The sequence below is a fragment of the Jannaschia halovivens genome (assembly GCF_046452375.1).
Lineage (GTDB): Bacteria > Pseudomonadota > Alphaproteobacteria > Rhodobacterales > Rhodobacteraceae > Jannaschia > Jannaschia halovivens.
Genome location: NZ_JBKFDJ010000002.1, coordinates 347,255 through 373,805, shown reverse-complemented (window position 1 = coordinate 373,805; position 26,551 = coordinate 347,255). Strand labels below are relative to the sequence as shown.

The 26,551-nt window shown below is 67.5% G+C and carries 26 protein-coding genes and 1 tRNA gene; 16 read left to right on the top strand and 11 right to left on the bottom strand.

Annotated features, from left to right (window positions below):
* Nucleotides 1-77 precede the first annotated feature (77 nt).
* The gene (locus ACK8OR_RS15265) at nt 78-569 is read left to right on the top strand and encodes a DUF892 family protein (protein WP_410190260.1); all 492 of its coding nucleotides are present in this window, start codon (nt 78-80) and stop codon (nt 567-569) included.
* Nucleotides 570-676: 107 nt separating this feature from the next.
* On the opposite strand, the gene ACK8OR_RS15260 is transcribed toward ACK8OR_RS15265, so the two are convergent.
* Genes ACK8OR_RS15260 through ACK8OR_RS15250 form a run of 3 tightly spaced genes read right to left on the bottom strand, consistent with a single transcriptional unit; the run spans nt 677 to nt 2,939 of the window.
* Nucleotides 677-1,912, bottom strand: coding sequence for a DUF3618 domain-containing protein (locus ACK8OR_RS15260; RefSeq protein WP_410190259.1), 1,236 nt, complete (start codon nt 1,910-1,912; stop codon nt 677-679).
* The gene (locus tag ACK8OR_RS15255) at nt 1,912-2,319 is read right to left on the bottom strand and encodes a phage holin family protein (protein WP_410190258.1); all 408 of its coding nucleotides are present in this window, start codon (nt 2,317-2,319) and stop codon (nt 1,912-1,914) included. The genes ACK8OR_RS15260 and ACK8OR_RS15255 overlap by 1 nt, the downstream gene beginning before the upstream one ends.
* A complete protein-coding gene (locus ACK8OR_RS15250; RefSeq protein ID WP_410190257.1) occupies nt 2,319-2,939 on the bottom strand; it encodes a hypothetical protein in 621 nt (206 codons plus the stop codon). Before ACK8OR_RS15250 ends, ACK8OR_RS15255 begins: the two co-directional genes overlap by 1 nt.
* Before the next feature lie 282 nt (nt 2,940-3,221).
* On the opposite strand from ACK8OR_RS15250, the gene ACK8OR_RS15245 reads away from it, so the two are divergent.
* The 5 genes from ACK8OR_RS15245 to ACK8OR_RS15225 all read left to right on the top strand — a co-directional run bounded on the left by ACK8OR_RS15245 (nt 3,222) and on the right by ACK8OR_RS15225 (nt 9,107).
* Complete coding sequence (locus ACK8OR_RS15245) at nt 3,222-4,451, top strand: putative DNA modification/repair radical SAM protein (protein WP_410190256.1); 1,230 nt, start codon at nt 3,222-3,224, stop codon at nt 4,449-4,451.
* A 27-nt stretch (nt 4,452-4,478) separates the two neighbouring features.
* The gene (locus ACK8OR_RS15240; protein WP_410190255.1) at nt 4,479-5,915 is read left to right on the top strand and encodes a UdgX family uracil-DNA binding protein; all 1,437 of its coding nucleotides are present in this window, start codon (nt 4,479-4,481) and stop codon (nt 5,913-5,915) included.
* A gap of 143 nt (nt 5,916-6,058) precedes the next feature.
* Nucleotides 6,059-6,907 carry a UTP--glucose-1-phosphate uridylyltransferase gene (locus tag ACK8OR_RS15235; RefSeq protein ID WP_410190254.1) on the top strand — a complete coding sequence of 283 codons (849 nt, stop codon included), beginning with the start codon at nt 6,059-6,061 and terminating at the stop codon, nt 6,905-6,907.
* A gap of 27 nt (nt 6,908-6,934) precedes the next feature.
* Entirely contained in the window at nt 6,935-7,720 is a 786-nt protein-coding gene (gene otsB, locus ACK8OR_RS15230; protein WP_410190253.1) for a trehalose-phosphatase, read from the top strand.
* Nucleotides 7,713-9,107 (top strand): alpha,alpha-trehalose-phosphate synthase (UDP-forming), encoded by a 1,395-nt coding sequence (locus ACK8OR_RS15225; RefSeq protein ID WP_410190252.1) that lies wholly within the window; start codon nt 7,713-7,715, stop codon nt 9,105-9,107. Before otsB ends, ACK8OR_RS15225 begins: the two co-directional genes overlap by 8 nt.
* Nucleotides 9,108-9,250: 143 nt before the next feature.
* On the opposite strand, the gene ACK8OR_RS15220 is transcribed toward ACK8OR_RS15225, so the two are convergent.
* Nucleotides 9,251-9,327, bottom strand: a tRNA-Met gene (locus ACK8OR_RS15220).
* A gap of 90 nt (nt 9,328-9,417) precedes the next feature.
* On the opposite strand from ACK8OR_RS15220, the gene ACK8OR_RS15215 reads away from it, so the two are divergent.
* Together ACK8OR_RS15215 and lysM are read left to right on the top strand one after the other, a co-directional pair.
* A complete protein-coding gene (locus tag ACK8OR_RS15215; RefSeq protein ID WP_410190251.1) occupies nt 9,418-10,791 on the top strand; it encodes an FAD-binding oxidoreductase in 1,374 nt (457 codons plus the stop codon).
* A gap of 63 nt (nt 10,792-10,854) precedes the next feature.
* Entirely contained in the window at nt 10,855-11,286 is a 432-nt protein-coding gene (gene lysM / locus ACK8OR_RS15210; RefSeq protein ID WP_298429893.1) for a peptidoglycan-binding protein LysM, read from the top strand.
* A gap of 36 nt (nt 11,287-11,322) precedes the next feature.
* Here lysM and ACK8OR_RS15205 read toward each other — a convergent pair whose 3' ends face one another.
* The 3 genes from ACK8OR_RS15205 to trhO form a co-directional block, all read right to left on the bottom strand.
* Nucleotides 11,323-11,766, bottom strand: a complete 444-nt coding sequence (locus ACK8OR_RS15205) for a DMT family transporter (RefSeq protein ID WP_410190250.1) — start codon at nt 11,764-11,766, stop codon at nt 11,323-11,325.
* Complete coding sequence (locus tag ACK8OR_RS15200; protein ID WP_410190249.1) at nt 11,763-12,479, bottom strand: alpha/beta fold hydrolase; 717 nt, start codon at nt 12,477-12,479, stop codon at nt 11,763-11,765. Before ACK8OR_RS15200 ends, ACK8OR_RS15205 begins: the two co-directional genes overlap by 4 nt.
* Nucleotides 12,480-12,713: 234 nt before the next feature.
* Nucleotides 12,714-13,625: an oxygen-dependent tRNA uridine(34) hydroxylase TrhO gene (gene trhO / locus ACK8OR_RS15195; RefSeq protein ID WP_410190248.1), complete on the bottom strand. Its 912-nt coding sequence runs from the start codon at nt 13,623-13,625 to the stop codon at nt 12,714-12,716.
* 108 nt (nt 13,626-13,733) lie between these two features.
* Here trhO and pncA point away from each other — a divergent pair, with 108 nt between their 5' ends.
* The 5 genes from pncA to ACK8OR_RS15170 all read left to right on the top strand — a co-directional run bounded on the left by pncA (nt 13,734) and on the right by ACK8OR_RS15170 (nt 19,598).
* Entirely contained in the window at nt 13,734-14,330 is a 597-nt protein-coding gene (gene pncA, locus ACK8OR_RS15190; protein WP_410190247.1) for a bifunctional nicotinamidase/pyrazinamidase, read from the top strand.
* 53 nt (nt 14,331-14,383) lie between these two features.
* Nucleotides 14,384-15,502 carry a trypsin-like peptidase domain-containing protein gene (locus tag ACK8OR_RS15185; protein WP_410190246.1) on the top strand — a complete coding sequence of 373 codons (1,119 nt, stop codon included), beginning with the start codon at nt 14,384-14,386 and terminating at the stop codon, nt 15,500-15,502.
* A gap of 46 nt (nt 15,503-15,548) precedes the next feature.
* On the top strand, nt 15,549-16,277 hold the full coding sequence (locus tag ACK8OR_RS15180) for a YkgJ family cysteine cluster protein (protein WP_410190245.1): 729 nt from the start codon (nt 15,549-15,551) through the stop codon (nt 16,275-16,277).
* Nucleotides 16,278-16,325: 48 nt separating this feature from the next.
* A complete protein-coding gene (gene pncB, locus ACK8OR_RS15175) occupies nt 16,326-17,618 on the top strand; it encodes a nicotinate phosphoribosyltransferase (RefSeq protein ID WP_410190244.1) in 1,293 nt (430 codons plus the stop codon).
* A gap of 204 nt (nt 17,619-17,822) precedes the next feature.
* Nucleotides 17,823-19,598 (top strand): AAA-like domain-containing protein, encoded by a 1,776-nt coding sequence (locus ACK8OR_RS15170; RefSeq protein WP_410190243.1) that lies wholly within the window; start codon nt 17,823-17,825, stop codon nt 19,596-19,598.
* Between the two features lie 3 nt (nt 19,599-19,601).
* Here the strand turns inward: ACK8OR_RS15170 and arfB are convergent, their stop codons facing one another.
* The 3 genes from arfB to ACK8OR_RS15155 all read right to left on the bottom strand — a co-directional run bounded on the left by arfB (nt 19,602) and on the right by ACK8OR_RS15155 (nt 21,986).
* Entirely contained in the window at nt 19,602-20,021 is a 420-nt protein-coding gene (gene arfB / locus ACK8OR_RS15165) for an alternative ribosome rescue aminoacyl-tRNA hydrolase ArfB (RefSeq protein ID WP_410190242.1), read from the bottom strand.
* 271 nt (nt 20,022-20,292) lie between these two features.
* Nucleotides 20,293-20,889: a queuosine precursor transporter gene (locus ACK8OR_RS15160; protein WP_410190241.1), complete on the bottom strand. Its 597-nt coding sequence runs from the start codon at nt 20,887-20,889 to the stop codon at nt 20,293-20,295.
* Between the two features lie 68 nt (nt 20,890-20,957).
* Nucleotides 20,958-21,986 carry an NAD(P)/FAD-dependent oxidoreductase gene (locus ACK8OR_RS15155; protein ID WP_410190240.1) on the bottom strand — a complete coding sequence of 343 codons (1,029 nt, stop codon included), beginning with the start codon at nt 21,984-21,986 and terminating at the stop codon, nt 20,958-20,960.
* A 34-nt stretch (nt 21,987-22,020) separates the two neighbouring features.
* Between ACK8OR_RS15155 and mnmD the strand changes: the two genes are divergently transcribed.
* Together mnmD and ACK8OR_RS15145 are read left to right on the top strand one after the other, a co-directional pair.
* Nucleotides 22,021-22,689 (top strand): tRNA (5-methylaminomethyl-2-thiouridine)(34)-methyltransferase MnmD, encoded by a 669-nt coding sequence (mnmD, locus tag ACK8OR_RS15150; RefSeq protein WP_410190239.1) that lies wholly within the window; start codon nt 22,021-22,023, stop codon nt 22,687-22,689.
* Nucleotides 22,686-23,552 (top strand): DMT family transporter, encoded by an 867-nt coding sequence (locus ACK8OR_RS15145; protein WP_410190238.1) that lies wholly within the window; start codon nt 22,686-22,688, stop codon nt 23,550-23,552. The genes mnmD and ACK8OR_RS15145 overlap by 4 nt, the downstream gene beginning before the upstream one ends.
* Nucleotides 23,553-23,556: 4 nt before the next feature.
* Here the strand turns inward: ACK8OR_RS15145 and ACK8OR_RS15140 are convergent, their stop codons facing one another.
* Nucleotides 23,557-25,536 (bottom strand): lytic transglycosylase domain-containing protein, encoded by a 1,980-nt coding sequence (locus tag ACK8OR_RS15140; RefSeq protein WP_410190237.1) that lies wholly within the window; start codon nt 25,534-25,536, stop codon nt 23,557-23,559.
* Nucleotides 25,537-25,675: 139 nt separating this feature from the next.
* On the opposite strand from ACK8OR_RS15140, the gene dapA reads away from it, so the two are divergent.
* On the top strand, nt 25,676-26,548 hold the full coding sequence (dapA, locus tag ACK8OR_RS15135) for a 4-hydroxy-tetrahydrodipicolinate synthase (protein ID WP_410190236.1): 873 nt from the start codon (nt 25,676-25,678) through the stop codon (nt 26,546-26,548).
* Nucleotides 26,549-26,551 lie beyond the last annotated feature (3 nt).

Sequence of the window (26,551 nt, the reverse complement as noted above, 5' to 3'; positions counted from 1 at the left end):
GAGCGACCTCGAAAGGAACGGGCGGGGGGCGGCGGACGTTTGCCAGGGGTATGACACCTGCACCAAGGAGAGACCCCATGGACACCCTCAAGGACCTCTATGTCGACCAGCTTCAGGACATCTATTCGGCCTGCAAGCAGTCGCGCGACGCCACCATGAAGATGGAGAAGGCGGCGACCGATTCCGACCTCAAGGATGCGCTTCACGCGGGCCACAAGGGCATCGAGACGGGCATGAGCATGATGGCCGAGATTCTGCGCGGCCACGGCGCCGACCCGGACGGCGAATTCTGCAAGGGCATGGAGGGCCTCGTGAAGGAGGTCAACGCCCATGTGTTCGATGAAGAGTTCGGTGACGATGCCGTCCGCGATGCGATGATTATCACGCAGTACCAGCGGATGGCCCATTACGCGATCGCGGGTTACGGCTGCTGCAAGGCCTTCGCGCATCGCCTCGACCTCGAGGACGAGGCCTCGAAGCTCGATAAGCACCTCTCGAACACCTATGACGGCGACGAGACGATGACCGCGCTCGCAATGGGCGGCATCAATCGCGACGCCGCGGCCTGATCACGACGGGCGGCGCCGGAAATCGGCGCCGCCCCGGACGACAACGAAGAAAGGGGGCGCGATCAAACCGGATCGCGCCCCCTTTTTGCTCGGCGATGCTCGCCGCGTCAGTTGAGATTGCTGCCCAGCTTCTGGCGCTGTGCCTCGGCTTCGGCGGCGGCCTTAACGCGGTCGGCGGCCGAGGTTGCGGCGTCTTCGGCGCGGTCCACGGCGTCCTGACCGGTGGGCGTGTTGCCCTTGGCGGTCTCGATTGCATCGGATGCGACGTTCTTCGCCTCGTCGACGGCGGCTCCGGCGACGGCCTTCAGCTTGGCGCTCTCCTCGCGGAAGACGCGGTCGGCTTCGTCAAAGGCGCGATCGCGATAGCTGCCCAGCATCTCGTTCTCGCGATGGGTGCGCGGCAGGGCGGCGCCGATCGCGGCCCCGATCCCGGCGGCGATGAGGCCCCCGATCAGCGGCTGCGAGTCGAAGACACGGCGGCCTTCGTCGGCATAGTCACCCATGCGCTCCTCGATGCGGCGCTGGGCTTCGTAGGCGGTCTGGCGGGCGCGCAACACGCGCTCTCGGGCTTTGTCGGACATGGATTGGGTCCCTTCGCTGAAGGTGGATCTGAGTTCGGTCGAGGACTTGTAGCCTCGACCGCGTGCGGACGGCGCGGACACGGCGGCATCGCGATACCGGGCGGCGGCGTAGCCCTCGCGGGCGCCAGTCAGCCATGCATCACGATCGCTTTCCGCTCGGTCGTCGTCATCGTCATCATCGCCGTCGAAAAGATCTTCGATTTTCTCCCAGGCGTCGGCGGCGCTGTGCTTGAGGTCGGACCAGCCGCGCGCGGCAGCGTCCCCGAGATCGTCGGCCGTATCCGAGATCTTGTCCCACGCCGAAGGGTCATTGCGATCGCCGGCGGCATAGGCCACCCGCTCGTCGAACCCGGCCATGCGGGGCGCGTCGTCCCGCAGACCCGGCGCGGCGCCGTAGCTGCGGTCGTCCCAGGCGGGACGGGGCGCCGCGACGGCCGGTGCGTCCCGTTCGGACGAGAAGTACGGGGCGTGGTTGTCATGGGTGGCGGCCCAACGGTCGTAGGTCGGAGCCTTCCGGCCGGACCCGGCCATCAGCCACGCCACGCCAATCCCGGCCAGTGCGGCCGCGATTGGGTTGTCCTTGACCTGGCGCGCGACGTTCTGCGCGAATTCGCCACCATGTTCGCGGGCGTAACCCGTTGCGGTGTCGATCAGGTGATCGGGCGAGAACTGGCGCTGAAGATCTTCGAGCGAACGGGCGAGCGCACCGCGCTCGGCCTCGATCTCGCGCTCGATCTCCGCGGGGGAGCGATCGTCTGACATCAGAGTGTCTCCTTCACCGCCTCGGCGTCGCGACGCACGTTCTTGACCGTGCGCGTCGGCGCGAGACTGCTGAGTTTGAGGTCGTTGATCCCCTTGGCGACCATGGCGAAGGCCACGACCGCAAGCAGACCACCGACGATGAGAGCGGACCAGCCGGCGTCGATCCCCAGCTCGGTGATCGCGGCCACGAGGGCTGCGGCGAGCACGTTGAGCGCGACGAGGGCAATCACCAGCGCCCCGACGAGCAGGCCGATGGCGATGCCCGCGCGGGTCAGGTTCTCGTTGATTTCGGAGCGCGCGAGGTCGACTTCCTTGCGGATCAGGTTCGAGACGTGACCGAGCACGTCCCCAATGATGCCCGTCGCGCCCTTGGCACGCGGTTCATCGGTGTGTGCGTCGTCCTTCATCACCGAAACTCCCCGTTCGGGCGCTCGTAGGGCGTGTGGCGCACGCCGGCGGGCGGGGCGTCGAAGCGGGCGTCGCGACGGGTCGTGTAGCGCGGAAGCTCAGCCCGCTCGGACGCCTTCATCAGGCGCGCGGCGGCGAAGCCTAGAAGCGCGGCCCCGCCGAGGAAGACGGCCGGATTGCGGCGCGCGAACTGCGTCAGGTCATCGGCGACCGAGGAGAGGTCCTTGTCGCGAATGGCGTCGGCGGCATAGCTCAGGTTCGAAGCCAGGTAATCGGCGGCCTGCGCCTGATAGCTGCTCTCGCCGAACTGGCGGCCGGCATCGCGGATCTGCTGCGCGGTGCGGTCGATCTCGCCGGAGGCATAGCTCTTGGCTTCGTCGACCTTGGCGTCGGCCATGCCCTTGGCTCGGTCGGCGGCGGCGCTGGCTTCGGCCTTGGCGCGCTCGGTCAACTCGGCGGCGCGGGACTTGGCGGCGGCGCCGGTCTCTTCGGCGAGCTTGGCGGCGTCCTTGTCCTTGTCGGCCTTGGCGGTGGACGTGGCGGCCGCGGTCGAAGCCATGTGGGCTTCGGGCGCGGGCGTCTTGGCGGCGGTCGTTTTATTGGTGCTGCTGTCGGACATGGGGTCCTCCTTCAGGAATGGCTATGGCGGTGGCGGTCAGGTCGGGGGCGATCCGTTCAGGCGATGAACGAGATGACCGCCAGAGCGACGACGACGACACCGATGACGTAGAAGATGCTGTTCACGATATTTCTCCGGCTTTTGAATCACATGGGCGGGAACCGGTGATCGGTCCCTGATGCAGCCTCAACGCCGGGTCCCCCCCTCGTTGTTCCACACGCCCCACGTGTATTTTCCGGCCCGCCCCTTGCCGAGCCGAGACGTGGAACGTATGAAGAACAGATGGGAAAGATGTCGATTCAGCAGAAGCTTGCGCTTCTTTCGGATGCAGCGAAATACGACGCGAGCTGCGCCTCGTCGGGCACGACCAAGCGCGGGTCGCGCGACGGCACCGGGCTGGGATCGACGACCGGGTCGGGCATTTGCCACGCCTATGCCCCCGATGGCCGCTGCATCAGTCTTCTGAAGATCCTGATGACGAACTATTGCGTTTACGACTGCGCTTATTGCGTGAACCGGCGCTCCTCCAATGTCCCCCGCGCCCGGTTCACCGTGGACGAGGTGGTGTGGCTGACGACCGAATTCTATCGGCGCAACTATATCGAGGGGCTGTTCCTGTCGTCGGGCATTATCGCCTCCTCGGACTACACGATGGAGGAGATGGTCCGCATCGCCGAGACGCTGCGCGCTCAGGGCTTTCGCGGCTACGTCCACCTCAAGACCATCCCCGAGGCCAGTCCCGAACTGATCGAGCGGGCGGGGCTCGCCGCCGATCGCCTGTCGATCAATATCGAGCTCCCGACCGATGCCAGCGTGAAGGCCTACGCGCCCGAAAAGGACGCGGGCAATATCCGGCAGGCGATGGGCAAGGTCCGTCTGACCAAGGAGGACTATGCCGACCGGAGCCATACCGGCCGCCGGCGGGGCAGGTTCGCGCCCGCGGGCCAGTCGACCCAGATGATCGTCGGCGCCGACGCATCCGACGACGCGACCATCCTAGGCAACGCGGATCGGCTCTACGGTGCCTACGGGCTGAAGCGGGTCTATTATTCCGCCTTTTCGCCGATCCCCGACAGCAGTGCGGTCCTGCCGCTGGTCGATCCGCCCCTGATGCGCGAGCACCGGCTTTACCAAGCCGACTGGCTGATGCGGTTCTACGACTTCGACCTCTCCGAGATCGTGACCCGCGACAATGCGGGGATGCTCGACCTCGACGTGGACCCCAAGCTGGCCTGGGCGCTGGCCAATCGCGACCGCTTTCCCGTCGACGTGAACCTCGCGCCGAAGGAGATGCTGCTGCGGGTGCCGGGCTTCGGCACCAAGATCGTGCAGCGCATCCTGAATGCGCGCCGCAGCGGGGCGCTGGGCCTCGAGGATATTCGCCGGATGGGCGGGCGCGTGAAGGCGGCGCGACCCTTTGTCGTGACGCGCGACCACAATCCGGGGGCGAAGCTCGACGCGGCGGACCTGCGACAGCGCTTCGTCAAGCCAAAGCAGATGGAGCTGTTCTGACATGGGCCGCGCGGGCCGCCGCTCGTCGTGACCTACGCGCCGCGTCTTCCCCGGCTGGGCACCCATGCCGCGTGGCGCGACGCCGCGCGTCGCCTCGTCCACATCTCCCCGGAGGAGATCGCCTGGGGCTGGGAGGACGCGGCCCCGTCGATGTTCGACGCACCCTTGCCGGAGCCGATCTCCGATCTGAAGGTGCCCAAAGCCTTCGCGAACCTGTCGTCGACGCTCATGGCCGAGCGGTCGGGACGCGGCTTCGCGCTGGCCCACGCGCTTCTCCACCGGATCCAGTCCGAGCGCGGCCTGCTGTCGAACCGCGCCGATCCCCACGTGGCCGAGGCCGAGCACATCGCCAAGGACATTCGGCGCGACATCCACAAGATGCATGCCTTCGTCCGCTTCCGCGAGGTGGGTGACCAGAGCGCGCGCCGCCGCTTCGCCGCCTGGTTCGAGCCGTCCCACCGGATCGAGGAGACGACCGCCGATTTCTTCGTGAACCGCTTCGGCGACATGGATTGGGCCATCGTCACGCCCGAGGTGACGCTGACCTACGCCGAAGGGTCGCTGTCGATGCGGGCCGTTGCCTCCGTCCGGCCGGATGCCGAGGACCCGCTCGAACAGCTCTGGACGACCTATTACAGCAACATCTTCAATCCCGCGCGCCTGAAGGTCGATGCCATGCGGGCCGAGATGCCCAAAAAGTATTGGCGGAACCTTCCAGAGGCCCGCGCGATTCCCGGTCTGATCGCCAACGCCCGCGCCCGCGTCACCGAGATGCGTGAGGCCGGACCCACCGTGCCGCCGCCGCAGGCGCGCCTTCGAACGGAGCCCGAAGAGAAGATGACCAGCCAGACCGACCTTTTCGGCGGCCAGACCGTCGCCGACCTGCGCCAGGGCGCGTCCGCCTGCACCCGCTGCCCCCTCCATGGCCCCGCCACCCAGTTGGTGTTCGGCGAAGGCCCGCCCGATGCGCCGGTGATGATCGTGGGCGAGCAGCCGGGCGATCGCGAGGATCTGGCCGGGCGTCCCTTCGTCGGCCCCGCGGGCCAGCTCTTCGACGAGGTGGCCGCGGCGGCCGGGCTGGACCGGGACGCCTGCTACGTCACCAACGCGGTCAAGCATTTTAAGTTCGTGCAGAAGGGTCGGCGGCGTATCCACCAGAAGCCCGCGACCTCCGAGGTGAATGCCTGCAACTGGTGGCTGGAGCAGGAATTGGGCGCCGTCGATCCCGAGATCGTCGTGGCGATGGGGGCCACGGCGCTGCACGCGCTGACCGGCAAGGGCGCGGGCATCCTCAAGCGGCGCGGCACCGTCGAGGAGACGAAGGACGGGCGTCCCGTGCTGATCACCGTGCACCCGTCCTACCTGCTGCGACTGCCCGATGCCGCGAGCCGCGCGCGCGAGACCGAGCTGTTCCGCGCCGACCTCGCCCGCGTTCCCGACCTGCTGGCCAAACGCGCATCCTAGATGCGTTTCGGCGCGTCTTTCGGCGTTCCCGCGTTCGCAAGGGAATTCAAGGGGATGATTTACGGCATCGGCGGGAACCCCCGCTGAACGGCCTTGGTTGTGAGGGCCGATATCCCTCCCGACCTGCAACCCCGGAGCCTCCCATGACCCGCATCGACACCGTCATCTTCCCCGTCGCCGGCATGGGGACGCGCATGCTACCGGCCACCAAGGTCACGCCGAAGGAGTTGCTGCCGGTCTACGACACGCCGCTGCTGCAATTCGCCATCGATGAGGCGCTCGCGGCGGGTGCGCGGCGGATCGTGCTGGTCTCGCACCCGAAGAAGACGGCCATCGAAGCCTATCTCGCCGCCGAGCCCGAACTGGAGGACACGCTGGCTGAAAAGGGCAAGTCGGACCTCCTCAGGGCGGTGCGGACGACCCGGCTCCCCGAGGGGGTCGATCTGAAGGTCGTCATGCAGGAAGAGCCGCTGGGCCTCGGGCACGCGGTGCTCTGCGGCGGCGCGGAGGCGCTCGACGGGCCCGTCGGGGTCATCCTGCCCGACGATCTGATCCTCGGGCGCCCCTGCCTGGCCGAGATGGTGGCGGCCTACGACCTCCGCGCCATGAAGAGCCTCGTCGCGGCGCAAGACGTCGCGCGTGGGAAGGTGTCGAGCTACGGCATCTTCGACTGCAACGATGCCTCGGGCTCCGGCGCGATCCCGGCGCGCGGCATCGTCGAGAAACCCGCCCCCGAAGACGCGCCATCCACGCTCGCCGCCGTCGGTCGCTATATCCTGTCGCCCGAGATCTTCGACGTGCTGGAGGGTATCGGGCAGGGGGCCGGGGGCGAAATTCAACTGACAGATGCGATCGCCGCCCTAGGTTCTATCTCGGCCTTCCGGTTTTCCGGCGACCGCTACGATTGCGGCAGCAAGGACGGGCTGGTCGATGCCACGCTCGCGGTACAGGCGTCCCGCGCGCGCCACCACCTGCGCGTCGCCGCCGAATAGCGGGGCGCCATTCTCACGGGAGGACGGATGCAGTATTACCAGATGACCGGCTTCCTCGGGGGCCCCGATCCCTGCACACAGAAAGCCGACGACATCGACCTCCCCCATCCCGACACGGCCGCGCTGCTCCTCGATTTCGACGGCACGCTGGTCGATATCGCCGACCGGCCCGACGGCATCACCGTTCCCGACGATCTGGGCGACCTTCTGGCGCGCGCGATGGACCGCACCGATGGCGCCGTGGCGCTGGTCAGCGGGCGGACCATCGATGATCTCGTGCAGTTCCTGCCGGGCTTCGACGGCACGCTGATCGGTGCCCATGGATCCGAGTTCCGCGTCGCGGGCGAGCGCTTCCCCGCCGCCGACTTCGACCACGACACGATCGAACGTCTGCAACGGCTGGTCGAGGATTTCGGCGCGCTCCGGCCCGAATTCCTGGTCGAGCCGAAGCCGACCGGCGTCGTCCTACATTACCGCCAGGCCGAGGCCCTGGGCGCGCTGGCGCTGCACTTCATGGAAAGCCTCGCCGACGCGGCCGAGGGCTTCCGACTTCAGCCCGCGCTCATGGCCTACGAGATCAAGCCCGAGAGCGTCGGAAAGGACATCGCGCTCGACCGGCTTCTAGACGACGGGCCGTTCGCGGGACGCACCCCGATCTATGCGGGCGACGACCTGACCGACGAGCCCGCGCTCAAGCTTGTGCGTGCGCGGGGCGGGGCCGCGATCAAGATCGGCGATGCCGAGACGGTCGCCGCCCATCGGCTCGCGGATCCCACGGCGCTCCGCACGCTGCTGGACGGCTGGCTTGGCTGACAGACCTAAGGACGGACGGCTGATCGTCGTCTCGAACCGGATCCCCAAGGGCGACGTGCCCTCGGGCGGTCTGGTCTTTGCGCTGCACGAGGCCCTGATGGGCGCGGGCGGCCTCTGGATCGGCGCGGCGGACGTGACGGAGACGGCCGAGGACGGGCTGACGCCGATCGGCTCCGACGCCTATGACCGCGCAACCTTCGCGCTGACCGAGGCCGAACACGAAGGCTACTACCTCGGCTACGCCAATTCGGTGCTCTGGCCGCTCTTCCACCATCGGCCCGACCTCCTGACCTTCGCCGAAGGCGATTTCGACGCCTATGTCGCGGTCAACAAGCGGGTGGCGCGGGCCATTGCCAAGATCGCCGGATCGGACGACCTGATCTGGATCCACGACTATCATTTCTTGATGGTCGCCCACGAGTTGCGGGCCCTCGGCGTGACGAACCGGATCGGTCTCTTCCTGCATATCCCCTTCCCGAACCCCAACGACATCATGGCCTTGCCGCAGGTCGCGATGCTGCCCTCCTGGCTGGCGGCGCATGACGTGGTGGGGGTCCAGACGCGGCGCGACGTCGTCTCGGTCCGCGAAACGATGCGCCACGACCCGAAGGCGCAGATCCTCAACGACGGGACATGGATCCGCGACGGGCGGACCTTCGCGGTGCTGAGCTTCCCGATCGGGATCGATGCCGAGGGGTTCGAGATCGCCGCACGCGAGGCGCCGACCGTCGACCTGCAAATGGCGCCCGACGCGCCGCTGCTGCTCGGGGTGGACCGGCTCGACTATTCCAAGGGGCTCGTCCACCGGTTCGAAGCCTTCGATGCCTACCTGTCGGCCCGCAAGCCCGGCATGCCGCGCCCGACCTTTATCCAGATCGCCCCCGGCTCGCGCGAAGACGTCGCCGCCTACAAGGAGATCCGCGAGGACCTCGAGCGCGCGGCCGGTTCGATCAACGGCGCCCATGCCGATCTCGACTGGACGCCGATCCGCTACATCCGGAGGCATGTCGACCGCGACCGGATCGCGGGGCTCTATCGCCGCGCCGATGCCGCGCTGGTCACGCCGCTGGCGGACGGCATGAACCTCGTGGCCAAGGAATTCGTCGCCGCACAGGACCCGGACGATCCCGGCGTGCTGATCCTGTCGCATTTCGCGGGCGCGGCCGAACAGATGGAGGCAGGCGCGCTTCTGGTGAACCCGTTCGACCGTGCCAGCTTCGCACGGGCGATCCGGCAGGCGGTCGAGATGCCCCTGGAGGAACGCAAATCGCGCCACGCGGACCTCAGGGCGGGCGTCTTCGCACAGGATATCGACTGGTGGACGACCAACTTCATCGACCGGTTGCGCGCGGCCCCTGGACAGGGACCGAACCGCGGCGCGGCCTGACGATCATATCGTCCCGAAGGATGGGTCGAGGGGATGGTGGTGGCGGTGCAGGGGCTTGAACCCCGGACGCAGCAGTGCCCGCGGCGCGTGTCGGTCCGACGCGGGTTCCGGAGCGTCCAATCGGCGTGTGGCGATAGCGGAGATGGTGGCGGTGCAGGGACTTGAACCCCGGACACGCGGATTATGATTCCGCTGCTCTAACCAACTGAGCTACACCGCCACTGGCGCGCGAGATAAGACGGTGGGCGAGGGGCGTCAATAGTCGGCGGCACGACTTCCGCGCCGCCTTCGCGCGTGCCACAACCGCCCCATGACCGATGCACTCTCCGACCTCTCCTGCCTTCTGGGTGACGCCCATGTCCTGACCGGGGCGGACACCGACCGCTTCGCGCGCGACTGGACGGGCAAGTGGCGCGCCGATCCGCTGGCGGTGCTGCGCCCGGCCACCGCCGACGAGGTTTCGGGGATCGTCCGCATCGCGGCGGCGCATGACCTCGCCATCGTGCCGGTCGGCGGCAACACCGGCCTCGTCGGCGGGACGGCCAACGAGGGCGCGCTGATGATCTCGTTCGAGCGGATGACCGCCATCCGCGAGGTGCGGCCCGAGGCGGGCATCGCCATCGTAGAGGCGGGCGCGATCCTGTCGGACGTGCACGATGCCGTGGCCAGGCACGATCTGATCTTCCCGCTGACGCTGGGCGCGCGCGGATCGGCGCGGATCGGCGGGCTGCTCTCGACCAATGCGGGCGGGTCCAATGTGGTCCGCTATGGCCCGACGCGGGGCCTCGTGCTGGGGCTGGAGGTGGTGCTGGCGGACGGGCGCGTCCTCGACCTGATGACCGAGCTTCGCAAGGACAATTCCGGCTATGACCTGCGCGACCTCTTCATCGGGGCCGAGGGCACGCTGGGGATCATCACCGCCGCCGTCCTGCGCCTGACGCCCGCGCCCAAGCACCACGCTGCCGCCTTCGCCGCCGTGGCCGACCTGCCCGCCGCTCTGCGCCTGCTCCGCGCGTTGCAGACCGCGTCCGACGGCGCGGTCGAGGCATTCGAATACATGCCCCGCTCCTACATGGCGGAGTTGGAGCGCCACCGCCCGGACCTGCGCCCGCCCTTCGAGACGCGCGACCACGCGGTGATGATCGACATGGGCGGGCTGTCGCGCCCGCTCGACGACGTGATGGAGGAGGTGCTGGCCCGCGCGATGGAAGCGGGCGACGTCCTCGACGCGACGATCGCCCAGAACGAGGGACAGCGCGCCCATATCTGGGAGATGCGCGAGGCCGCCGCCGAGATCACCTTCACCCGCCTGCCGATCGTCGACAACGACGTGGCGCTGCCGCTCGACGGGGTCGAGCCCTTCATCGAGACGATGCTGGACCGCCTGCGGGAAATGGATGACGGCGCCGATCACCTGATCTGCGCCCATCTCGGCGACGGAAATATCCACCTGACGGTCTATCCCACCGACGACAGCCAGCTCGACGCCGTCCGCGAGATGATCGAGGGCGTGACCGTGGGCTTGGGCGGCTCGATCAGCGCCGAACACGGCATCGGCCTGTCGAAGCTGTCGACGATGACGCGCCGCAAGGACCCCGTGGCACTCGACGTGATGCGGGCGGTCAAACAGGCGCTCGACCCCGAGAACCGCCTCAACCCCGGCAAGGTCGTGCCACCGGCCTGAGACGGTGCTTGCAACCTGCGGGCGATCCGCGTCCCATGGCGCCGTCACTCAGGAGGGATCGACATGGGTATCTGGAATTTCGTCAAATCCGCGGGCCGCAAGCTGTTGCCCGGCGCCGCCGAGGCCGCCGAGGCCCCCGATGCCGACACGCTGCGCAAGGAGATCGACGATCTCGGGCTCGACGCCAAGGACGTGCAGATCGAGGTCGCGGGCGACACGGTCAAGGTCTCCGGCAAGGGACTCGATCAGGAGACCAAGGAGAAGGTCATCCTCGCCGTGGGCAATGTCGAAGGCGTGGCCGCGGTCGAGGAGGATATCGACGGCGACGATCCCGTCTTCCACACCGTCGAGAAGGGCGACACGCTCTGGGCGATCTCGGAGAAGACCCTCGGGAGCGGTGCCCGCTACAAGGAGATCTTCGAGGCGAACCGCCCGATGCTGTCGGATCCCGACAAGATCTATCCCGGCCAGAACCTGCGCATCCCGCAGGGCTGAATGCCGCGCACGGCCTTCGGGTCGCGCGCCACCCGCTCAGCCGCGCCCGGCCAGCTGCGTCAGCGCGAGGCCGCCGGCCATCGCGACGAGGCCCAGTGCGCGCAGCGGCGAGAGCGGCACGACCTTCGCGCCGAAGAGACCGAACTGGTCGATCACCGCCGCCGAGATCAACTGGCCCAGCAACACGAAGAACACGGCGTTGCCCACCCCGAAGACCGGCGCGATCCACGTCACCGACAGCACGTAGAACGCCACGAGCCCGCCCGCGAGGAACAGGTGCGGCGGCTGGCCCGCCATCCGCGCGAGCGCGCCCGGCCCCGTCAGGATCGTCGCCACCCCCGCGACCGCGAAGGCCACGGCAAAGAGCACCAGCGCTGCCGCCGCCGGTCCCCCGACATTCGCGCCGAGCCGGGCGTTGAGCGCGGCCAGAACCGGAATGCCGATCCCCGCAGCCAGCATGATGAGCGCATGATGCGTCAACGGCCCGCCTCCTCGGTGTCGACGCGCGAAAGCCATGCGGCCAGCGCGGTATTGACGGCGTCGGGCCGCTCCAGCGTGGGCAGGTGGCCCGCGCCGGGCACGATTTCCAACACCGCATCGGGCAGCAGTCCGGCCATCCGCTCATGGCGATGCACCGGGCAGAGCGTATCCTCGGCCCCGCAGAGAACGAGCGACGGCACCGCCATGGCGCGCAACCTGTCCTGTCGGTCCGCACGCGTCATGAGTGCCCAGGACTGCCGCAGGAACACCTCGGGGCCCAGCGCTTCGGCCATGGCCATGCAGAGATCCAGCACCGCGGCGCGGCCCGGCCCCTCCGCGAGATAGTTCGGTTTCATCTCGTCGCGCATCACGGCGCGCAGCTCCCCCGCCGCAACGCGCGCCATCTGCGGCACACGCCGATTGGCGACGGCGGCAGCCTCGGCCTCGGAATTGGTGTCCATGAGACAGAGGCCCGCGATCCGATCCGGCGCCTGCGCGGCCATCTCCATCGCGACGATCCCGCCCATGCTGAGCCCGCCGAGCGCAAAGCGCGGCGGGGCCTCGACCAGCACCGCGCGCGCCAGATCGGACACGCGATCCGCGCCACCGATCGCGGCGACCGTCACTGGGCGATCGGTGATCGCATCGCGCTGCGGCGCAAAGAGCCGTTCGTCGCACATCATGCCCGGCAGAAGGATCAGCGGCGTGTTCATGCCGGCACCACACCCTGCGGTTGACCGCTGCGCAAGCCCCGGCCTACCGTCGATCCCAGCCATTCGTTTTCGTGGGAGGAACGCATGACTGACTTCTTCATCCTCGCCGTCGCGGTGTTCGCCGCCGTCGTACTGGTCCGCATGCTGACCTCGCACTGGGTCGCCGTCGAGAAGGACGTGGACGAGCCGCAGATCCGCTGACGCGGAGCGCCGCGGGTCGCCGGACGGCCCGCGTCAGGTGCCATCCGCCCCGAGATGCCGTGCGCCCCGGTCTTCGGCCAGGCGCATCTGCCGCATCCGTTCGCGGTAGCGCGCGCGGTCCGCGTCGGAATAGGTCCCGATGCAAAGATGGCAGGACACCCCCGCCTCGTAGTCCGGATGGTCGCGGTCGCCCGGCGTGATCGGTCGGCGGCAGGCGTGGCAAAGGACATGGTCGCCGACCGCCAGCCCGTGAGTGACGCCGACTCGGCTATCGAAGACGAAACAGTCGCCGCGCCAGAGGCTTTCGGCTTCGGGCACCGTCTCCAGGTAGTTCAGGATGCCACCCTCGAGATGCACGACGTCTTCGACACCCTCCGATCTCAGATAGGTCGTCGCCTTCTCGCAGCGGATGCCGCCCGTGCAGAACATGGCGATGCGCTTGCCCGCGAAGCGCTCGGCGTTCCCGTCCCACCAGCCCGGAAAATCGCCGAAGGCCTCGGTCCCCGGATCGAGCGCGCCCGCGAAGCTGCCGATCGCGACCTCGTAGCCGTTGCGCGTGTCGATCGTCACCGTATCAGGGTCCGCGATCACGGCGTTCCAGTCCTCGGGCGCGACGTAGCGGCCGGCGCCCGCGCGCGGATCGACACCGTCGACGCCCATGGTCACGATCTCGCGCTTGAGCCTGACCTTCATCTTGCCGAAGGGCGCGGACGGGGCCTCGGACCAGTTCGGCTCCAGATCGGCGCAACCCGGCAAGGCCCGGATCGCCGCCAGCGCGTGCGCCATGCCGGCGGGCGGTCCGGCGATCGTGCCGTTGATCCCCTCGGGCGCGAGCAGAAGGCTTCCCGTGACGCCGTGCGCGCGGCACACCTCCAGGAGCGTGCCGCACAGGGCGGCCGGGTCCGCGAAGGGTGTGAACCGGTAGAGGGCGGCGACTTGGAACATCGATGCGTCCTATCGCGGCATCCGCGCCGCCTCAATCGGGGTCCGCGCGCCCTACACCTCGGGCCCCGATCAAACTAGACCAGTGGCGAAGCACCCGCAGGAGGCCCCATGTCCGACGCCCTCATCGTGATCGACGTCCAGAACGGCTTCTGCCCCGGCGGCCAACTCGCCGTGCCCGGCGGGGCCGATATCGTGCCGGGCATCAATGCCCTGATGGCCGAGTTCGACCATGTGATCCTAACGCAGGACTGGCACCCGGCGGGCCATTCGAGTTTCGCGTCCAGCCACGCCGACCGTGCGCCCTATGACGTGGTCGAAATGCCCTACGGCCCACAGGTCCTCTGGCCCGACCATTGTATCCAGGGCTCAGACGACGCGGCCTTTCATCCCGACCTCGCCACCGACCGCGCCCGGGCCGTGATCCGCAAGGGCATGAACCCGGCCGTCGACAGCTACTCGGCCTTCTTCGAGAATGATCGCGCGACGCCCACCGGCCTAGACGGCCTGCTGCGGACACTCGGGGTCGAGCGGTTGACGCTCGTGGGGCTGGCCACGGATTTCTGCGTCAACTTCTCCGCCGTCGACGCAGCGCGCCTCGGCTACGCCGTCACCGTCCGCGAAGACCTCACCCGCGCCATCGACCTCGACGGCTCGCTCGCCGCCGCCCGCGACGGCATGCGCGCGGCGGGGGTCCTGCTGTCGTGAGGCTCCGCCCCCTCGTTCTCGGATGCCTTGCAACGCTCGCCGGGGCCGCCCCGGTGCTGGCCGACCGGGCGACCGGCTCGGCCTTCTGGGTCAATGGCGTCGGTTGGGCCTTGACCAACGCACACGTCGTCGATGGCTGCGATGCCCTGAACGTCCCCGGCCACGGCCGCGCCGAGGTCATCTTCGCGGACGCCGCGCTCGACCTTGCGGCGCTCCGGATCGAAAGCGCGACCAGTACCCCGTCCCTCGCTTTCCGCCGGCGGCCCGCACGCTTGGCGGAACCCGTCACCGCGCTCGGCTATCCCCTGACCGACCAGCTCGCACCGGGCATCAAGGTCACAACAGGCAGCGTGAACGCGCTACGAGGCTTCCAAGGTGCCGAGAGCGAGTTGCAGATCTCCGCGCCGATCCAGCCAGGAAACTCGGGCGGGCCGCTTGTCGACCGCGACGGGGCGGTGGTGGGGGTCGTCGTCGCGCGGCTCGGGGGCGCCGAGACCCAGAACGTCAACTTCGCGATCTCCGCTGGCGCAGCCCTCGGGTTCCTCGCGGCGAACGGTATCGCGCACGCGGAAAGCCAGCCAGACGTGCCGGGCCCCGGCCCGGACCCGTCCGATGTCGCCGAGGCGGCCGCCGCAGCGACGATCATGGTCGAATGCAGCCTAGCCGCATCCGCGCCGCCGCCGGATCGGTCTGCACCCGCGTTAACCTCTTCCGATGCGGCGCTGTCGGGTTTCGTCGTGACCGAGGGGCTTGACGTGCTCGGCGACGATCTGCGGATTGTTCCCGATGTAGACCTGCCGCGCTGCGCCGGGCTTTGCGATGCGGACCAGCAATGCGTCGCATTCACCTACAATCGGGATGTCCGCGCGTGCCTCATGAAGGACGACGCCCGCTTGGGCAGCCTGCATGCGAGCGCGGTGGGCGGGGTGCGGCCTTGGCTCATCCCGGAGTTCCATCTCTCCGACATGGCCGTGATCCAAGGGACCGACAGCCCGGGCGGAGATTACGCACGGCTGCGCCGGGTCGGCTATCTTCAATGTCATCTCGAATGCGCGACCGATCCACGCTGCCGCGCGTTCGCTTGGATTGAGCGCAATCGGGACTGCTGGCTCAAGGACCGGCTCGGACCGCTGACGGAGATCGGCGGCGTGTCGTTCGGGTATCGGCGATGACGCCCGCATTGCTCCGGCGCACTGGCGCGCGTGGGATGCCGTCTTGATGACGGCCCGCGGGGGCCCGCCGCGCGATGCGGCCGCCCTCCGTGCCGCCCTGGCGCGCGCCCGCGCGCCCGGCACGCCGAAGGACATTACCGAGCGGGCCCGCGCGGGCCTTCTGGCCTGGCTCGACGCGTCGGCCATGCGGCCGGTGCCCGAGTTGATCCGCGACCTCGCCTCCGGCGCCGTCGCCACGCAGATCGGGCACGCCATGCTCGGGCAGGTTGCCGCGCCGCCGGGTCTCGCCTGTGCCGCCGGCTGCGCGTTCTGCTGCATCCTGCCGGGCGCAGACGGGGCGACGATCACCGGCATAGAAGCCACGGCCCTCCACGACGCGCTTGCTCCGCTCGACGGGCCGGACGGCACCGCCTGGCACCCAGAGGCCTGCCCGTCGCTCGATCCCGTGACCCGGATGTGCCGGGCCTACGACGCACGCCCGATGATCTGCCGCACCTATGTCAGCACCAGCGCGGAGGCCTGCGCCGCCATCGCCGAGGGCACGCCCGCGCCCGGCCCTATGACCCATCCCGCGCAGATCACCTACCTGACGGCCCATGCGCTGGCCCGCGATGCCCTCCGGGGCGCCGCCGCCGTCCCGACCTATTCGCTCAAGCGCGTCGCCGCCGCCGCGACCCGTTCCACGCCCGATCCGCTGAAGCAGGCGCGCCACGCTCCGAAGGCGCTCGAGGCCGAACGGCGGCGCCTCGCCCGTGGCCTGTCCCGCGCGCGCTAGACACCCCCGGTCGGCCATGCCTTAAACCCGAAGGGCAGGGAGGCCGGAATGATCGACATCGCCACGCGCGTCTGGAACCACAAGTGGAAGATCGACCCGATCGTCCGGTCCCTGATCGACACCGATTTCTACAAGCTGCTGATGTGCCAGTCGGTCTTCCGCAACCGGCCCGACACGCAGGTCACCTTCAGCCTCATCAACCGGTCGACCCACGTGCCCCTCGCCCACCTTATCGACGAGGGCGAGCTGCGCGAACAGCTCGACCATATCCGCACCCTCTCGCTCACCCGCGGCGAGTCGACCTGGATGCGCGGCAACACCTTCTACGGCAAGCGCCAGATGTTCACGCCCGCCTTCATGGACTGGTTCGAACAGCTCCGCCTGCCGCCCTACCATCTCGAGCGCGTCGGCGACCAATACGAGCTGACCTTCGAGGGCGCCTGGCCCGAGGTCATGCTCTGGGAGATCCCGGCGCTCGCCGTCATCATGGAGCTCCGCTCGCGCGCCGTGCTCCGCGACATGGGGCGCTTCGAACTCCAGGTCCTCTACGCGCGCGCCATGACGCGGGTCTGGGAGAAGGTCGAACGCCTCCGTCCGCTCGAGGGGCTGCGGCTGGCGGATTTCGGCACCCGCCGCCGCCATTCCTTCCTCTGGCAGGACTGGTGCGTGCAGGCGCTGCGCGAGGGGCTCGGCGCCAACTTCACGGGCACGTCCAACTGCCTCATCGCCAAGAACCGCGACCTCGAGGCGATCGGTACCAACGCCCACGAACTCCCCATGGTCTATGCCGCGCTGGCCGAGGGGGACGCCGCGCTGGCCGCCGCCCCCTACGAGGTGCTGGCCGATTGGCACGAGGAGCACGAGGGCAACCTGCGCATCATCCTGCCCGACACCTACGGGACCGAGGGCTTCCTCGCCCACGCGCCCGACTGGCTGGCCGGCTGGACCGGCATCCGCATCGATTCGGGCGACCCGGCCACGGGCGCCGAGACCGCCATCCGCTGGTGGCGCGACCGGGGCGAGGACCCGCGCGAGAAGCTGGTGATCTTCTCGGACGGGCTGGACGTGGACGTCATCGAGACCCTCCACCGCCAGTTCGCCGACCGCGTGCGCGTGTCCTTCGGCTGGGGCACGATGCTGACCAACGACTTCCGAGGGCTGGTCGAAGACGACCGCCTCGCCCCGTTCTCGCTGGTGTGCAAGGCCGTGTCGGCCAACGGACGCGCGACGGTCAAGCTCTCGGACAACCCCAACAAGGCCATGGGGCCCGAGGCGGAGATTGCCCGCTACAAGCGGGTGTTTGGCGTTGGGGGACAGGTGCCAGTGGAGGTGGTGGTTTGAAAAAAGACATAAAATCGGTGAAAAAATATGGCTACTAACCCAGGGTTTCATAACAGTACATCATTTAACGATTATCCTCGGTCGTGCGTAGCCGCGATACAGGCCTTTGCGAAAGAGTTTTATGTTTCTCGATCTTTCCAATCGGAAGACATTGGGAATAGTCGTTATTGGGCGCTACTTGCTCGTCCATCCGATGATTTTTCTGTGCATCTGAACGCCGACCGAGAGCTGCTTGTCTTATTTTCAGATTATTCGAATTTTGAAATTCGCACATTGGAGGCATATGATGAGTTCTACGCGCAACTTGATCAGCAGCGAGTTGATAAAAGTATTCGATTTCTAGTATCAGCTGATCCAAGAATAGAAGAGATCATCCGGCACTATTTAAATCAGAACCCCGAATATCCGATAATAATACCGATATATCTAGGGTCATTTAAAGGCAGGTCTGATATAATTCTCACCTCCCTTCGTCGCAACTATGTGCTCCGCGATCTATTTGGGTACCAAAACCCTCTTAGAGAGGAAACCTTTTTCTTCGGAAGACAAGCTATTGTCAATGCGGTTTTAGATTCAGCAAAATCTGGTCAAAGTTCAAGTATATTGGGCCTTCGGAAGAGCGGAAAGACTTCGGCAATCTACGCTATAATGCGCCGTGCAAAGTCTTTTGGAATCATACCCATTATGATTGACTGTCAGAACCCGGCAATACATGGTCGACAATATGAGGAGCTTCTTCGCTATATCATTGGAGAGATTAGAAAATCTCTTGGCCAGAAGCAGAAGATAGAAATTCTGGGTGATAATGATGTCGAAGTATCAGAATCGTTCTCTCAGCAAATGAAGTCGGCTCTTGGGCATGCATCGCGGAATATTCTTTTGATTTTTGATGAAATTGAGAATATATCTCCAGATACTGCCGCTTCGGAGCACTGGAGGAATGGACGAGATACGCTTCTGTTTTGGCAGAACATCCGTTCATTCGTGCAAGCGGAGAGTAAGGGCGCATTATCTCTCTGCCTTGTCGGAACAAACCCGCACCTGTTAGAGGTTCAGCGGATAAGTAGTGTGGCAAATCCTATGTATTTATTCGCTCAGAAAAGCTTTATACCCCCATTCTCATATGATGAAACAAGGTCAATGATTGACCAGTTGGGCTTTTTCATGGGGCTTTCGTTTTCACCTGAGCAGATCGCTACTTTGGTGCGTGTGTACGGAGGGCATCCGTTTTTTATGCGACAGGTTTGTAGCCAGGTTCACAGCGGCATTTCGGAAAAAAGGCCGATTACTATTTCGGATGCAAGGCTCGAGGAGGCGATTCTATCCTCTGCTGGTCAGCTAGATCGATATATGACCGAGATCATTCATGGGTTGAGGGGTTCATATCCGGAGGAATACGCGCTCCTTGAAGCAATTGTGAACGACGATACGGATGAAGCGCGAGAGTATGCTAAGGATGCCCCTGAACTTATTGACCACCTACTTGGCTATGGGCTCGTGGCGCGCAGAGGGGAAGACGTAGAAATATCTGTAGGTGCCATTAAGACCGCTCTGATTAGAGTTTTCCAACCTGTTGATGATGCAGCTCAGCGATGGGCCGAGATTTCTCGTCGGCGAAACAAGTTGGAGACGGAACTTCGGCGCGAACTTCTATCGTGGTCGAGATATATTGAGGCAAGAGAATTCGAGGGAATACTTGAGAGATGTCTGTCAAAAAAACGATTTGAAGCTCTTTCGTCTCTTGTCCCTAGATTTCTATTTAGCAACGATACCAGTGAGCTGTTCTTTTCTGATATTATGATGCTTCTTAAGGACCCGGCGGTTTGCAGCTACCTTGGTGAAAGGCGACAAGACGTGGTGATTGCAAGTGCACTCATTAACAAAGTTAGGACAGATGCGCATGCCAAGAATATGACCAGCGATGATATGGCAAAATGCAGAAAGGCGTTTGATCTCCTTGAAGCTGAATTTGTTCAGTAGCAGCTAAAACTCCACCCCACCCCTCAACGCCTTAACCTCCCCCCGCTTCTTCTTCGCCTCCACCCGCTTGCGCTTCTGGTTGAGCGACACCTTCGTCTTCACCCGCCGCTTCGGCGTCACCGTCGCCGCGCGGATCAGTTCGACCAGGCGGTCGCGGGCGATCTCGCGGTTGCGGGCCTGGGAGCGTTCGTCGGAGACCTGGAGGACCAGCGCGCCGTCCTTCGTCCAGCGCCGTCCCGCCAGACGCCTCAGCCGCGCCTTGACGGGCCCGGGCAGGGAGGGCGAGCGCTCCGCCTCGAACCGCAGCTCGACCGCGCTCGACACCTTGTTGACGTTCTGCCCGCCGGGACCGCTCGCACGGACGAACTGCTCGGTCAGCTCCCAGTCCTGGATCTCGATCTTTGGCGTCACGGTCAGCGGCATGGCTCGGTCCTCGGGCGCGATACTTCCACGGCGGGCCCCAAAGAAGAAGGCCGCCCCTCGACAACGGGACGGCCTTCCGAAAGTTCAGGAGGTGTGTCGGTTAGAGTGACCTCACCTACGAAGTTCTCATGCCTCAGGGCTGCCTCAGGCACGGACCTCCGAAGTTGTCCCGACGCTCTTCTCCACCATCTTTCTTGACACTGGATCACCTCCTTTCGAATGTTGCCGATAGATTGGAGGTTGGCACGGATTTTGTGTCCGTCAAGCCCCTTCACGCAACCCGTTGTGCCAAATTCCGCGTGATGACGCGAAACGGCACCAGGGCGGCCAGCGCGACCGTCAGCTTCACCGCCCAGTCCGCCATCGCCAGCCCGAGCCAGAGCGGGCCCACGGCGGTCGGATCCTGGGCCCAGGACACGTCGCCCCAGGCCGCGGGAAACGCAAGGAACGCGGCGAAGGCGATGGTGAAGAAGAGCGCCGTGTCGACGGTCGATCCCACCAGTGTCGACAGGAGCGGCGCGCGCCACCAGCGGGCCTCCGAGATGCGCGCGAAGATCGCCACGTCGAGGAGTTGCGCCACGAGGAACGCGGTCCCCGAGGCGAGCGCGATGCGGAGCGTGACCAGCGGGCCGAACTCACCGATGATCTGCGTCCCGATCAGCGAGCAGAGAAGCCCCACCGCGAAGCCCCAGAGCACGACGCGCCGCGCGCGGTCCGGGCCATAGAGCCGGTTGGTCACGTCGGTCACGAGGAAGGCGAGCGGATAGGAGAACGCGCCCCAGGTCAGCCAGCCGTCGGCGATCAGGAACTGGACGCCAATATTCGAGGCGACGACGATCGCCCCCATGGCGAGGATAGCGAGGATCATGGTGTGTTAACCCGTTTTGACATGGTGGTCGGAGACATGGCCCGGTGGGGCAGGCGGGCCGTCTAGTCCTACCCGCGCCGCGGCGCAAGGGTGTCGGTGCGGAAGGCCTCGGGGATGCGGTCGGTGCCCTCGAGGATAAGGTCGGCCATCGTCTCGGCTACCTTCGGGGCCATGCCGAACCCGATCTTGAACCCGCCATTGGCGATGAAGTTACCGGGCCGGCCGGGCCAGGTGCCCATCAGCGGCGCGCGGCTGCGGGCGCGGGGCCGGAGCCCGGCCCATCGACGCAGGACGGGCGCCCCCGTCAACACCGGCAGGGCGGCGCGCGCGCGCTCGAGAAGGTCCTCGGCCAGCACGTCGGTGTGGTCGTGATCGAACTCCCGTTCGGAAGTCGAGCCGATCGCGGTGGTGCCGTCGCCATGGGGCACGACGTGCAACCCGTCGACATAGAGCTGCGGCGCGTCCCGTCGGTCGAGATCGAGAAGCACCGCCTGTCCCTTGATCGGCGCGCCCGCAGGGCGGCCCCGGTCGTCCCGCATCTCGGCCAACCCCTGCCAGCCGGTGGCATGGAGGACGGGGCCGCGCTCGGGCGCGTCGGTATCGATCGAGCCGCCGAGGGCACGGATGGCCCGCGCCAGGGCATCGCAGGCCCGCGCGGGATGGATGCGGGCGCTGAGCGTGTCGTGAATCACCCGGCCGCCACCGGGGGGCCAGTCCGCCGGCGCCTTTATCACCTCCCATGTCGCGGCGCCGCGCCAGAGCGTACGCGCCTCGACGCCCCGCGCCTCCGCCCGTTCGAGCGCAGCGTTGTCGGCGATCGGCTGCAATCGGCCGGTGCGCGCGTAGCCGGGGTCGCCGCCGCCGATCTCGGCGACGGCCGCCCACCAGTCCTCGGCCATCAGGAGACTGTCGAGCTGGAACGCTTTTTTGTCGTTCCACTGTTCGGGAACATGGGGCGCCAGCGCGCCGACGATCCCGCCCGACGCGCCCGCGCCGACGCCCGCCGGATCGATCACCCGGACCCGCGCGCCGCGCCGCGCCAGCGCCCAGGCACAGGAGAGGCCGAACACGCCCGCGCCCCGGATGGTGACGTCCATTGCCAAGCCTCGATCCCTCCGACATCTGTCGGCCATGGGCATAGGGCAGGGCAGGTCGGACGGGAACACCCCGGTGCTGGAATGGCAGGGCGACACGCCGGTGGCGGTCGCGTTCGGCGACCCGTATTTCACCCGCGCCGACGGTCCGGCCGAGACGCGGCATGTCTTCCTGGGTGGCAACGATCTGCCGGCGCGGTTGCGGGCCGGGTTCCACGTGGCCGAACTGGGCTTCGGCACCGGCCTGGACGCGGTGGTTCTGGACGCCGCGTGGCAGGGGCCGGGGCGCATCCGGATGACCAGCTTCGAAGCCTTTCCGATGGCGCGGGACGACATGGCGCGCGCGCTCACCGCGCATCCCGGCCCTGCGGCGGAGGCGCTGCTAGCCGCGTGGCCCGCGCCGCGCATCGCGCTGCCGCATATGGACCTCGAGGTTGTGTTCGGAGACGCGCGGGAATCCCTGCCCGCCTGGGAAGGAACTGCCGACGCCTGGTTCCTCGACGGGTTCGCGCCTGCCCGGAACCCCGAGATGTGGGGGCTCGACCTGATGCGCGCGGTGGCCGACCGCACCGCGCCCGCCGGTACCTTCGCGACCTATACCGCGGCGGGCCATGTGCGGCGCGCGCTGGCCGAGGCGGGCTTCGCCGTCGAGCGGGTCGCGGGTTACGGTCGCAAGCGCCACATGACGCGCGGGCGGCTGACATGAGCGGCAACGGGCGCGGCATCGCGCTGATGTGCCTGACGATGTTCGCGCTGGCCGTGCAGGACGGCTTCTCGCGCCACCTCGCTGCGCAATACGACGTCACGATGGTCGTCATGCTGCGCTACTGGTTCTTCGCGGTCCTTGCCGTCGCCATCGCGTGGCGGAGAGGGGTCTTGCGCCACGCCTGGGCGACGCCCCGCCCGGGGCTGCAATTCGCCCGCGCCGCGATCCTCGCGCTCGAAATCGTGGTCCTCGTCTGGGCCTTCGTCGCGCTGGGCCTGACCGAGAGCCATGCCATCTTCGCGCTCTGCCCCCTTCTGGTCGCCGCCCTGTCGGTGCCGCTTTTGGGCGAGCGGGTGGGACCGGCGCGCTGGGCCGCAATCGGCGCGGGCTTCGCGGGCGTCCTTGTGATCCTGATGCCCGATGGCGGCGTCTTCAGCCCGCTGGCGCTGGTGCCGCTGGGGGCGGCGTTCCTCTTCGCGCTCTATGCGGTGCTGACGCGGCTCGCCTCGCGCACCGACACGGCGCTGACCTCCTTCGTCTGGACCGGCGTCGTCGGGGCCGTCCTGCTGGCGCCCTTCGGCCTCGCGGCGTGGGAGCCGATGACTCCCGCCGACTGGGGCTGGATGGCCGGTCTCTGCATTATCGCGGCGGCGGCGCAATGGCTGTTCATCCTGACCTACGAGGCGGCGGAGGCGAGCGCCGTGCAGCCCTTCGCCTATCTCCAGCTCGTCTTCGCGGCGGCCATCGGGGTGACGGTCTTCGACGAGGTGCTGCGCCCGAACGTGGCCGTCGGCGCGAGCATCGTGATCGCGGCCGGGCTCTTTGCGCTGTGGCGGGCGCGGCAGGCGACGGCGGCACGCTGATCGTCTATTCCCCCCGCGTGGCCTTCAGGCCTTCGGACACCAGTTCGCCGTATCCGTCTTTCAGCCAGTCGAGCAGCCGCACCTCCTCGGGGGCGCCGCCGAGACGCGCGTGGTAGGGCAGCAGGCTTTCGGAGACACGCATGATGTAGTTCCGCGTCTCCGAGAAGGGTACGTCCTCGATCCAGTCGATCACGTCGACCGACGGGTCGGACGGGTCGCCGAACTCGGACGACCAGCGCCGCGCCCGGCTGGGGCCCGCGTTGTAGGCCGCGGGCACGAGCACGGGCGACAGGCCGAACTCGGCCTCCAGCTCGCCCAGATAGGCCGTCCCGAGCCGCGCGTTCAGCAGCGGATCGCGCGTCAGGTTGCTCTGCTGGTAATCCTCGACGCCGATCAGGTTCGCCATCTCCCGCGCCGTGCCGGGCATCAGCTGCATGAGGCCGCGCGCACCCGCCGGGCTGGTGACGATCGGGTCGAACTCGGATTCGCGTCGCGCGATGGCCAACGCCAGTTCGGGGGCCACGGGCGAGGGCAACGCGGCGAGGTCAGTCACCGGGAAATAGCCCGCATGCATCTCGTGGCCTTCGCGCGCGGCGCGCTTGGCGATGATCAGGGCGATATGCGGCTCGTCCCGGTCGAGCGCGAGGTCGACCAGCGTGCCGATCTCGGCGCGGGGCAGGGTCTCGGCCATATGCGCCATGAACCGCTCGGCCAGGTCCCGCTCGCCCAGGTCGTCGAGCGCCAGCGCCGCTCGCAACACAGTGCTTTGGGGCAGGGAAGTCGCGGCGAGCGGCGGGAAGGTCTCGGTGCCGGCGAGGTCGGGATCGGCGGGAAGGCCCGCGCGCTGGGCGGCGAGCTGCCCGTAGAAGCTGGTCTGGTATTCGGCCCCGGCCGCATAGGCCGCCGCCGCGCCCTCGGCATCGCCCGCGCCTTCCAGCGCGCGGCCCAACCAATATCCCGCGCGCCCCTTCGAGATCGGCGAGGCGACATGCGCGTCGAAGGTGCGGAAATGCGCGGCGGCCAGCACCGGATCGTCCGCAAAGCGCAGCGCCATGTACCCCGCGAGCCACTCGAGCTGGGCCACGTCCGGATGGCCATCGGGCAGGTGGTGGTTCGCGGCCACGCGGTAGCCGTCCTCGCTGCGTCCGTCCTGCATCAGGCCTCGAGCCAGCCGCTGGCGATGCCCGCTCCAGGCATCCGGTGCGCCCAGCGTGTCGGCGCTCTCGTCATAGGCGAACAGAAGCTCCAGCGCCTCGTCCCGGCGCCCCCGATCGAGGCGCCAGCGGAACCGCTCGTAGGCGAGGCCTTGGTGGTCTCGCAGATCCTCGGGGACGGCCTCGATCAGGGCGTCCACCCCGTCGCGGTCGTCGCGAAGCGCGATCCGGGCGCGGGCCAGCGCGTTCTCGGGCCCGTCCACGAGAGGCAGCATGCGATCCGCGCTGGAGACGTCTCCCGACCAGGCCAGCGCGTCGAGCCGCGCGGCGTGATAGGGTTCGAGCACGTCCGAGAAAAGCTCGAGAAAGCCCGCATGGCTCGCCGGGGTCATCGGCTCGCTCAGCCAGAATTCGATGGCCGCGATCTCCGCCTCCTCGGCCCGCCCCTTGGCGCGGAGCGCGATCGCCTGCATCAGCGCCCCCTTCGAGCTGCGCGGCGGGCGCGCGTCGAAGAAATCGAGGATGCGGTCGGGCGCGGTCGTGGCCGGGATCGCCGCCTCGACCCGCGCCTGCAACAGGGCCAGCCCCGGCCAGTCGGTGTTGCGCGCCAGAAACGCCTCGGCCTCGGCGAAGGTGCCGTTCCGGTCGCGGATGAGATACCAGAGCACTACGTCCGCCAGCGCCGGGTCGTCGATCCGGTCGATGGCCGCGAGCGCCGCGTCCCGGTCACCCGCGCGCGCATGGGCGAGCCCCACCGCGAGATTGGGGTCGGCCGTGGCGGGAACGGCCAGCAGAAGGGCGGCGCAGAGCGCCAGGACGCGTCTCAACATGATGTCGTAACCTCGGTGGCGGCGGACCCGTTCCCCACGCTCCTGGCAGGACGGTCCGATCCGATATAAGCATCGCCTTGCCGCGCGGCAGGGGCTTGGCTAGTTTCCGCTCGATTTGGCCCCACAGGAGGATGCGTCAATGTTGAAGGGTTCGATGGTCGCCCTGGTGACGCCCCTGAAAGGCGGATCGGTGGATTTCGACGCGCTCGACGCGCTGGTCGACTGGCAGATCGAGGAGGGCACCAAGGCGCTCGTCCCGGTCGGCACCACAGGCGAGAGCCCGACGCTCAGCCATGACGAACATGATGCCGTCGTCGTCGCCGTCGTCAAGCGTGCCGCGGGCCGCGTGCCCGTCATCGCGGGGGCCGGGTCGAACAACACCGCCGAGAGCCGCCGCCTCGTCGAGCATGCCAAGCAGGCGGGCGCCGACGCGGCGCTGGTGGTGACGCCCTATTACAACAAGCCGACCCAAGCCGGCCTCATCGCCCATTTCGCGGCGGTGGCCGAGGTCGGGCTGCCGATCCTGATCTACAATATCCCTGGTCGCTCGGTCGTGGACATGACGCCCGAGACGATGGGCAAGCTGGCCAAGAACCCGAACATAATCGGTGTGAAGGACGCGACCGGCGACCTTGCGCGCGTCAGCCAGCAGCGGATCACCTGCGGGCGCGAGTTCGTGCAGCTTTCGGGCGAGGACGCGACCGCGCATGGCTTCAACGCCCAAGGCGGCGTCGGCGCGATCTCGGTCACCTGTAATGTCGCGCCGCGGCTTCTGTCGGACATGCACGAGGCAACCGAGGCGGGCGACTACGCCACCGCGCTCGACATCCAGGACCGGCTGATGCCGCTGCACCTCGCGATCTTCGCCGAGCCGGGGCTGGTCGGGGCCAAAACGGCGCTGTCGCTCCTCGGGCGCTGCGATCCGGAAGTCCGGCTGCCGCATGTCCCCTCGACCGAGGGCGCGCGCGGCCGGATCGCCGACGGCTTGCGCCACGCCGGATTGCTGAACTGACCG

Bases quoted from the DNA above. Each gene is read 5' to 3' on its own strand.
- dapA (WP_410190236.1), top strand. From the start codon at position 25,676: ATGTTGAAGGGTTCGATGGTCGCCCTGGTGACGCCCCTGAAAGGCGGA.
- arfB (WP_410190242.1), bottom strand. From the start codon at position 20,021: ATGCCGCTGACCGTGACGCCAAAGATCGAGATCCAGGACTGGGAGCTG.
- mnmD (WP_410190239.1), top strand. From the start codon at position 22,021: ATGGGCATAGGGCAGGGCAGGTCGGACGGGAACACCCCGGTGCTGGAA.
- ACK8OR_RS15145 (WP_410190238.1), top strand. From the start codon at position 22,686: ATGAGCGGCAACGGGCGCGGCATCGCGCTGATGTGCCTGACGATGTTC.
- pncA (WP_410190247.1), top strand. From the start codon at position 13,734: ATGTCCGACGCCCTCATCGTGATCGACGTCCAGAACGGCTTCTGCCCC.
- ACK8OR_RS15235 (WP_410190254.1), top strand. From the start codon at position 6,059: ATGACCCGCATCGACACCGTCATCTTCCCCGTCGCCGGCATGGGGACG.
- trhO (WP_410190248.1), bottom strand. From the start codon at position 13,625: ATGTTCCAAGTCGCCGCCCTCTACCGGTTCACACCCTTCGCGGACCCG.
- ACK8OR_RS15260 (WP_410190259.1), bottom strand. From the start codon at position 1,912: ATGTCAGACGATCGCTCCCCCGCGGAGATCGAGCGCGAGATCGAGGCC.
- ACK8OR_RS15245 (WP_410190256.1), top strand. From the start codon at position 3,222: ATGGGAAAGATGTCGATTCAGCAGAAGCTTGCGCTTCTTTCGGATGCA.
- ACK8OR_RS15255 (WP_410190258.1), bottom strand. From the start codon at position 2,319: ATGAAGGACGACGCACACACCGATGAACCGCGTGCCAAGGGCGCGACG.
- ACK8OR_RS15250 (WP_410190257.1), bottom strand. From the start codon at position 2,939: ATGTCCGACAGCAGCACCAATAAAACGACCGCCGCCAAGACGCCCGCG.
- ACK8OR_RS15200 (WP_410190249.1), bottom strand. From the start codon at position 12,479: ATGAACACGCCGCTGATCCTTCTGCCGGGCATGATGTGCGACGAACGG.
- ACK8OR_RS15160 (WP_410190241.1), bottom strand. From the start codon at position 20,889: ATGATCCTCGCTATCCTCGCCATGGGGGCGATCGTCGTCGCCTCGAAT.
- lysM (WP_298429893.1), top strand. From the start codon at position 10,855: ATGGGTATCTGGAATTTCGTCAAATCCGCGGGCCGCAAGCTGTTGCCC.
- ACK8OR_RS15155 (WP_410190240.1), bottom strand. From the start codon at position 21,986: ATGGACGTCACCATCCGGGGCGCGGGCGTGTTCGGCCTCTCCTGTGCC.
- ACK8OR_RS15180 (WP_410190245.1), top strand. From the start codon at position 15,549: ATGACGGCCCGCGGGGGCCCGCCGCGCGATGCGGCCGCCCTCCGTGCC.
- pncB (WP_410190244.1), top strand. From the start codon at position 16,326: ATGATCGACATCGCCACGCGCGTCTGGAACCACAAGTGGAAGATCGAC.
- ACK8OR_RS15265 (WP_410190260.1), top strand. From the start codon at position 78: ATGGACACCCTCAAGGACCTCTATGTCGACCAGCTTCAGGACATCTAT.
- otsB (WP_410190253.1), top strand. From the start codon at position 6,935: ATGCAGTATTACCAGATGACCGGCTTCCTCGGGGGCCCCGATCCCTGC.
- ACK8OR_RS15215 (WP_410190251.1), top strand. From the start codon at position 9,418: ATGACCGATGCACTCTCCGACCTCTCCTGCCTTCTGGGTGACGCCCAT.
- ACK8OR_RS15140 (WP_410190237.1), bottom strand. From the start codon at position 25,536: ATGTTGAGACGCGTCCTGGCGCTCTGCGCCGCCCTTCTGCTGGCCGTT.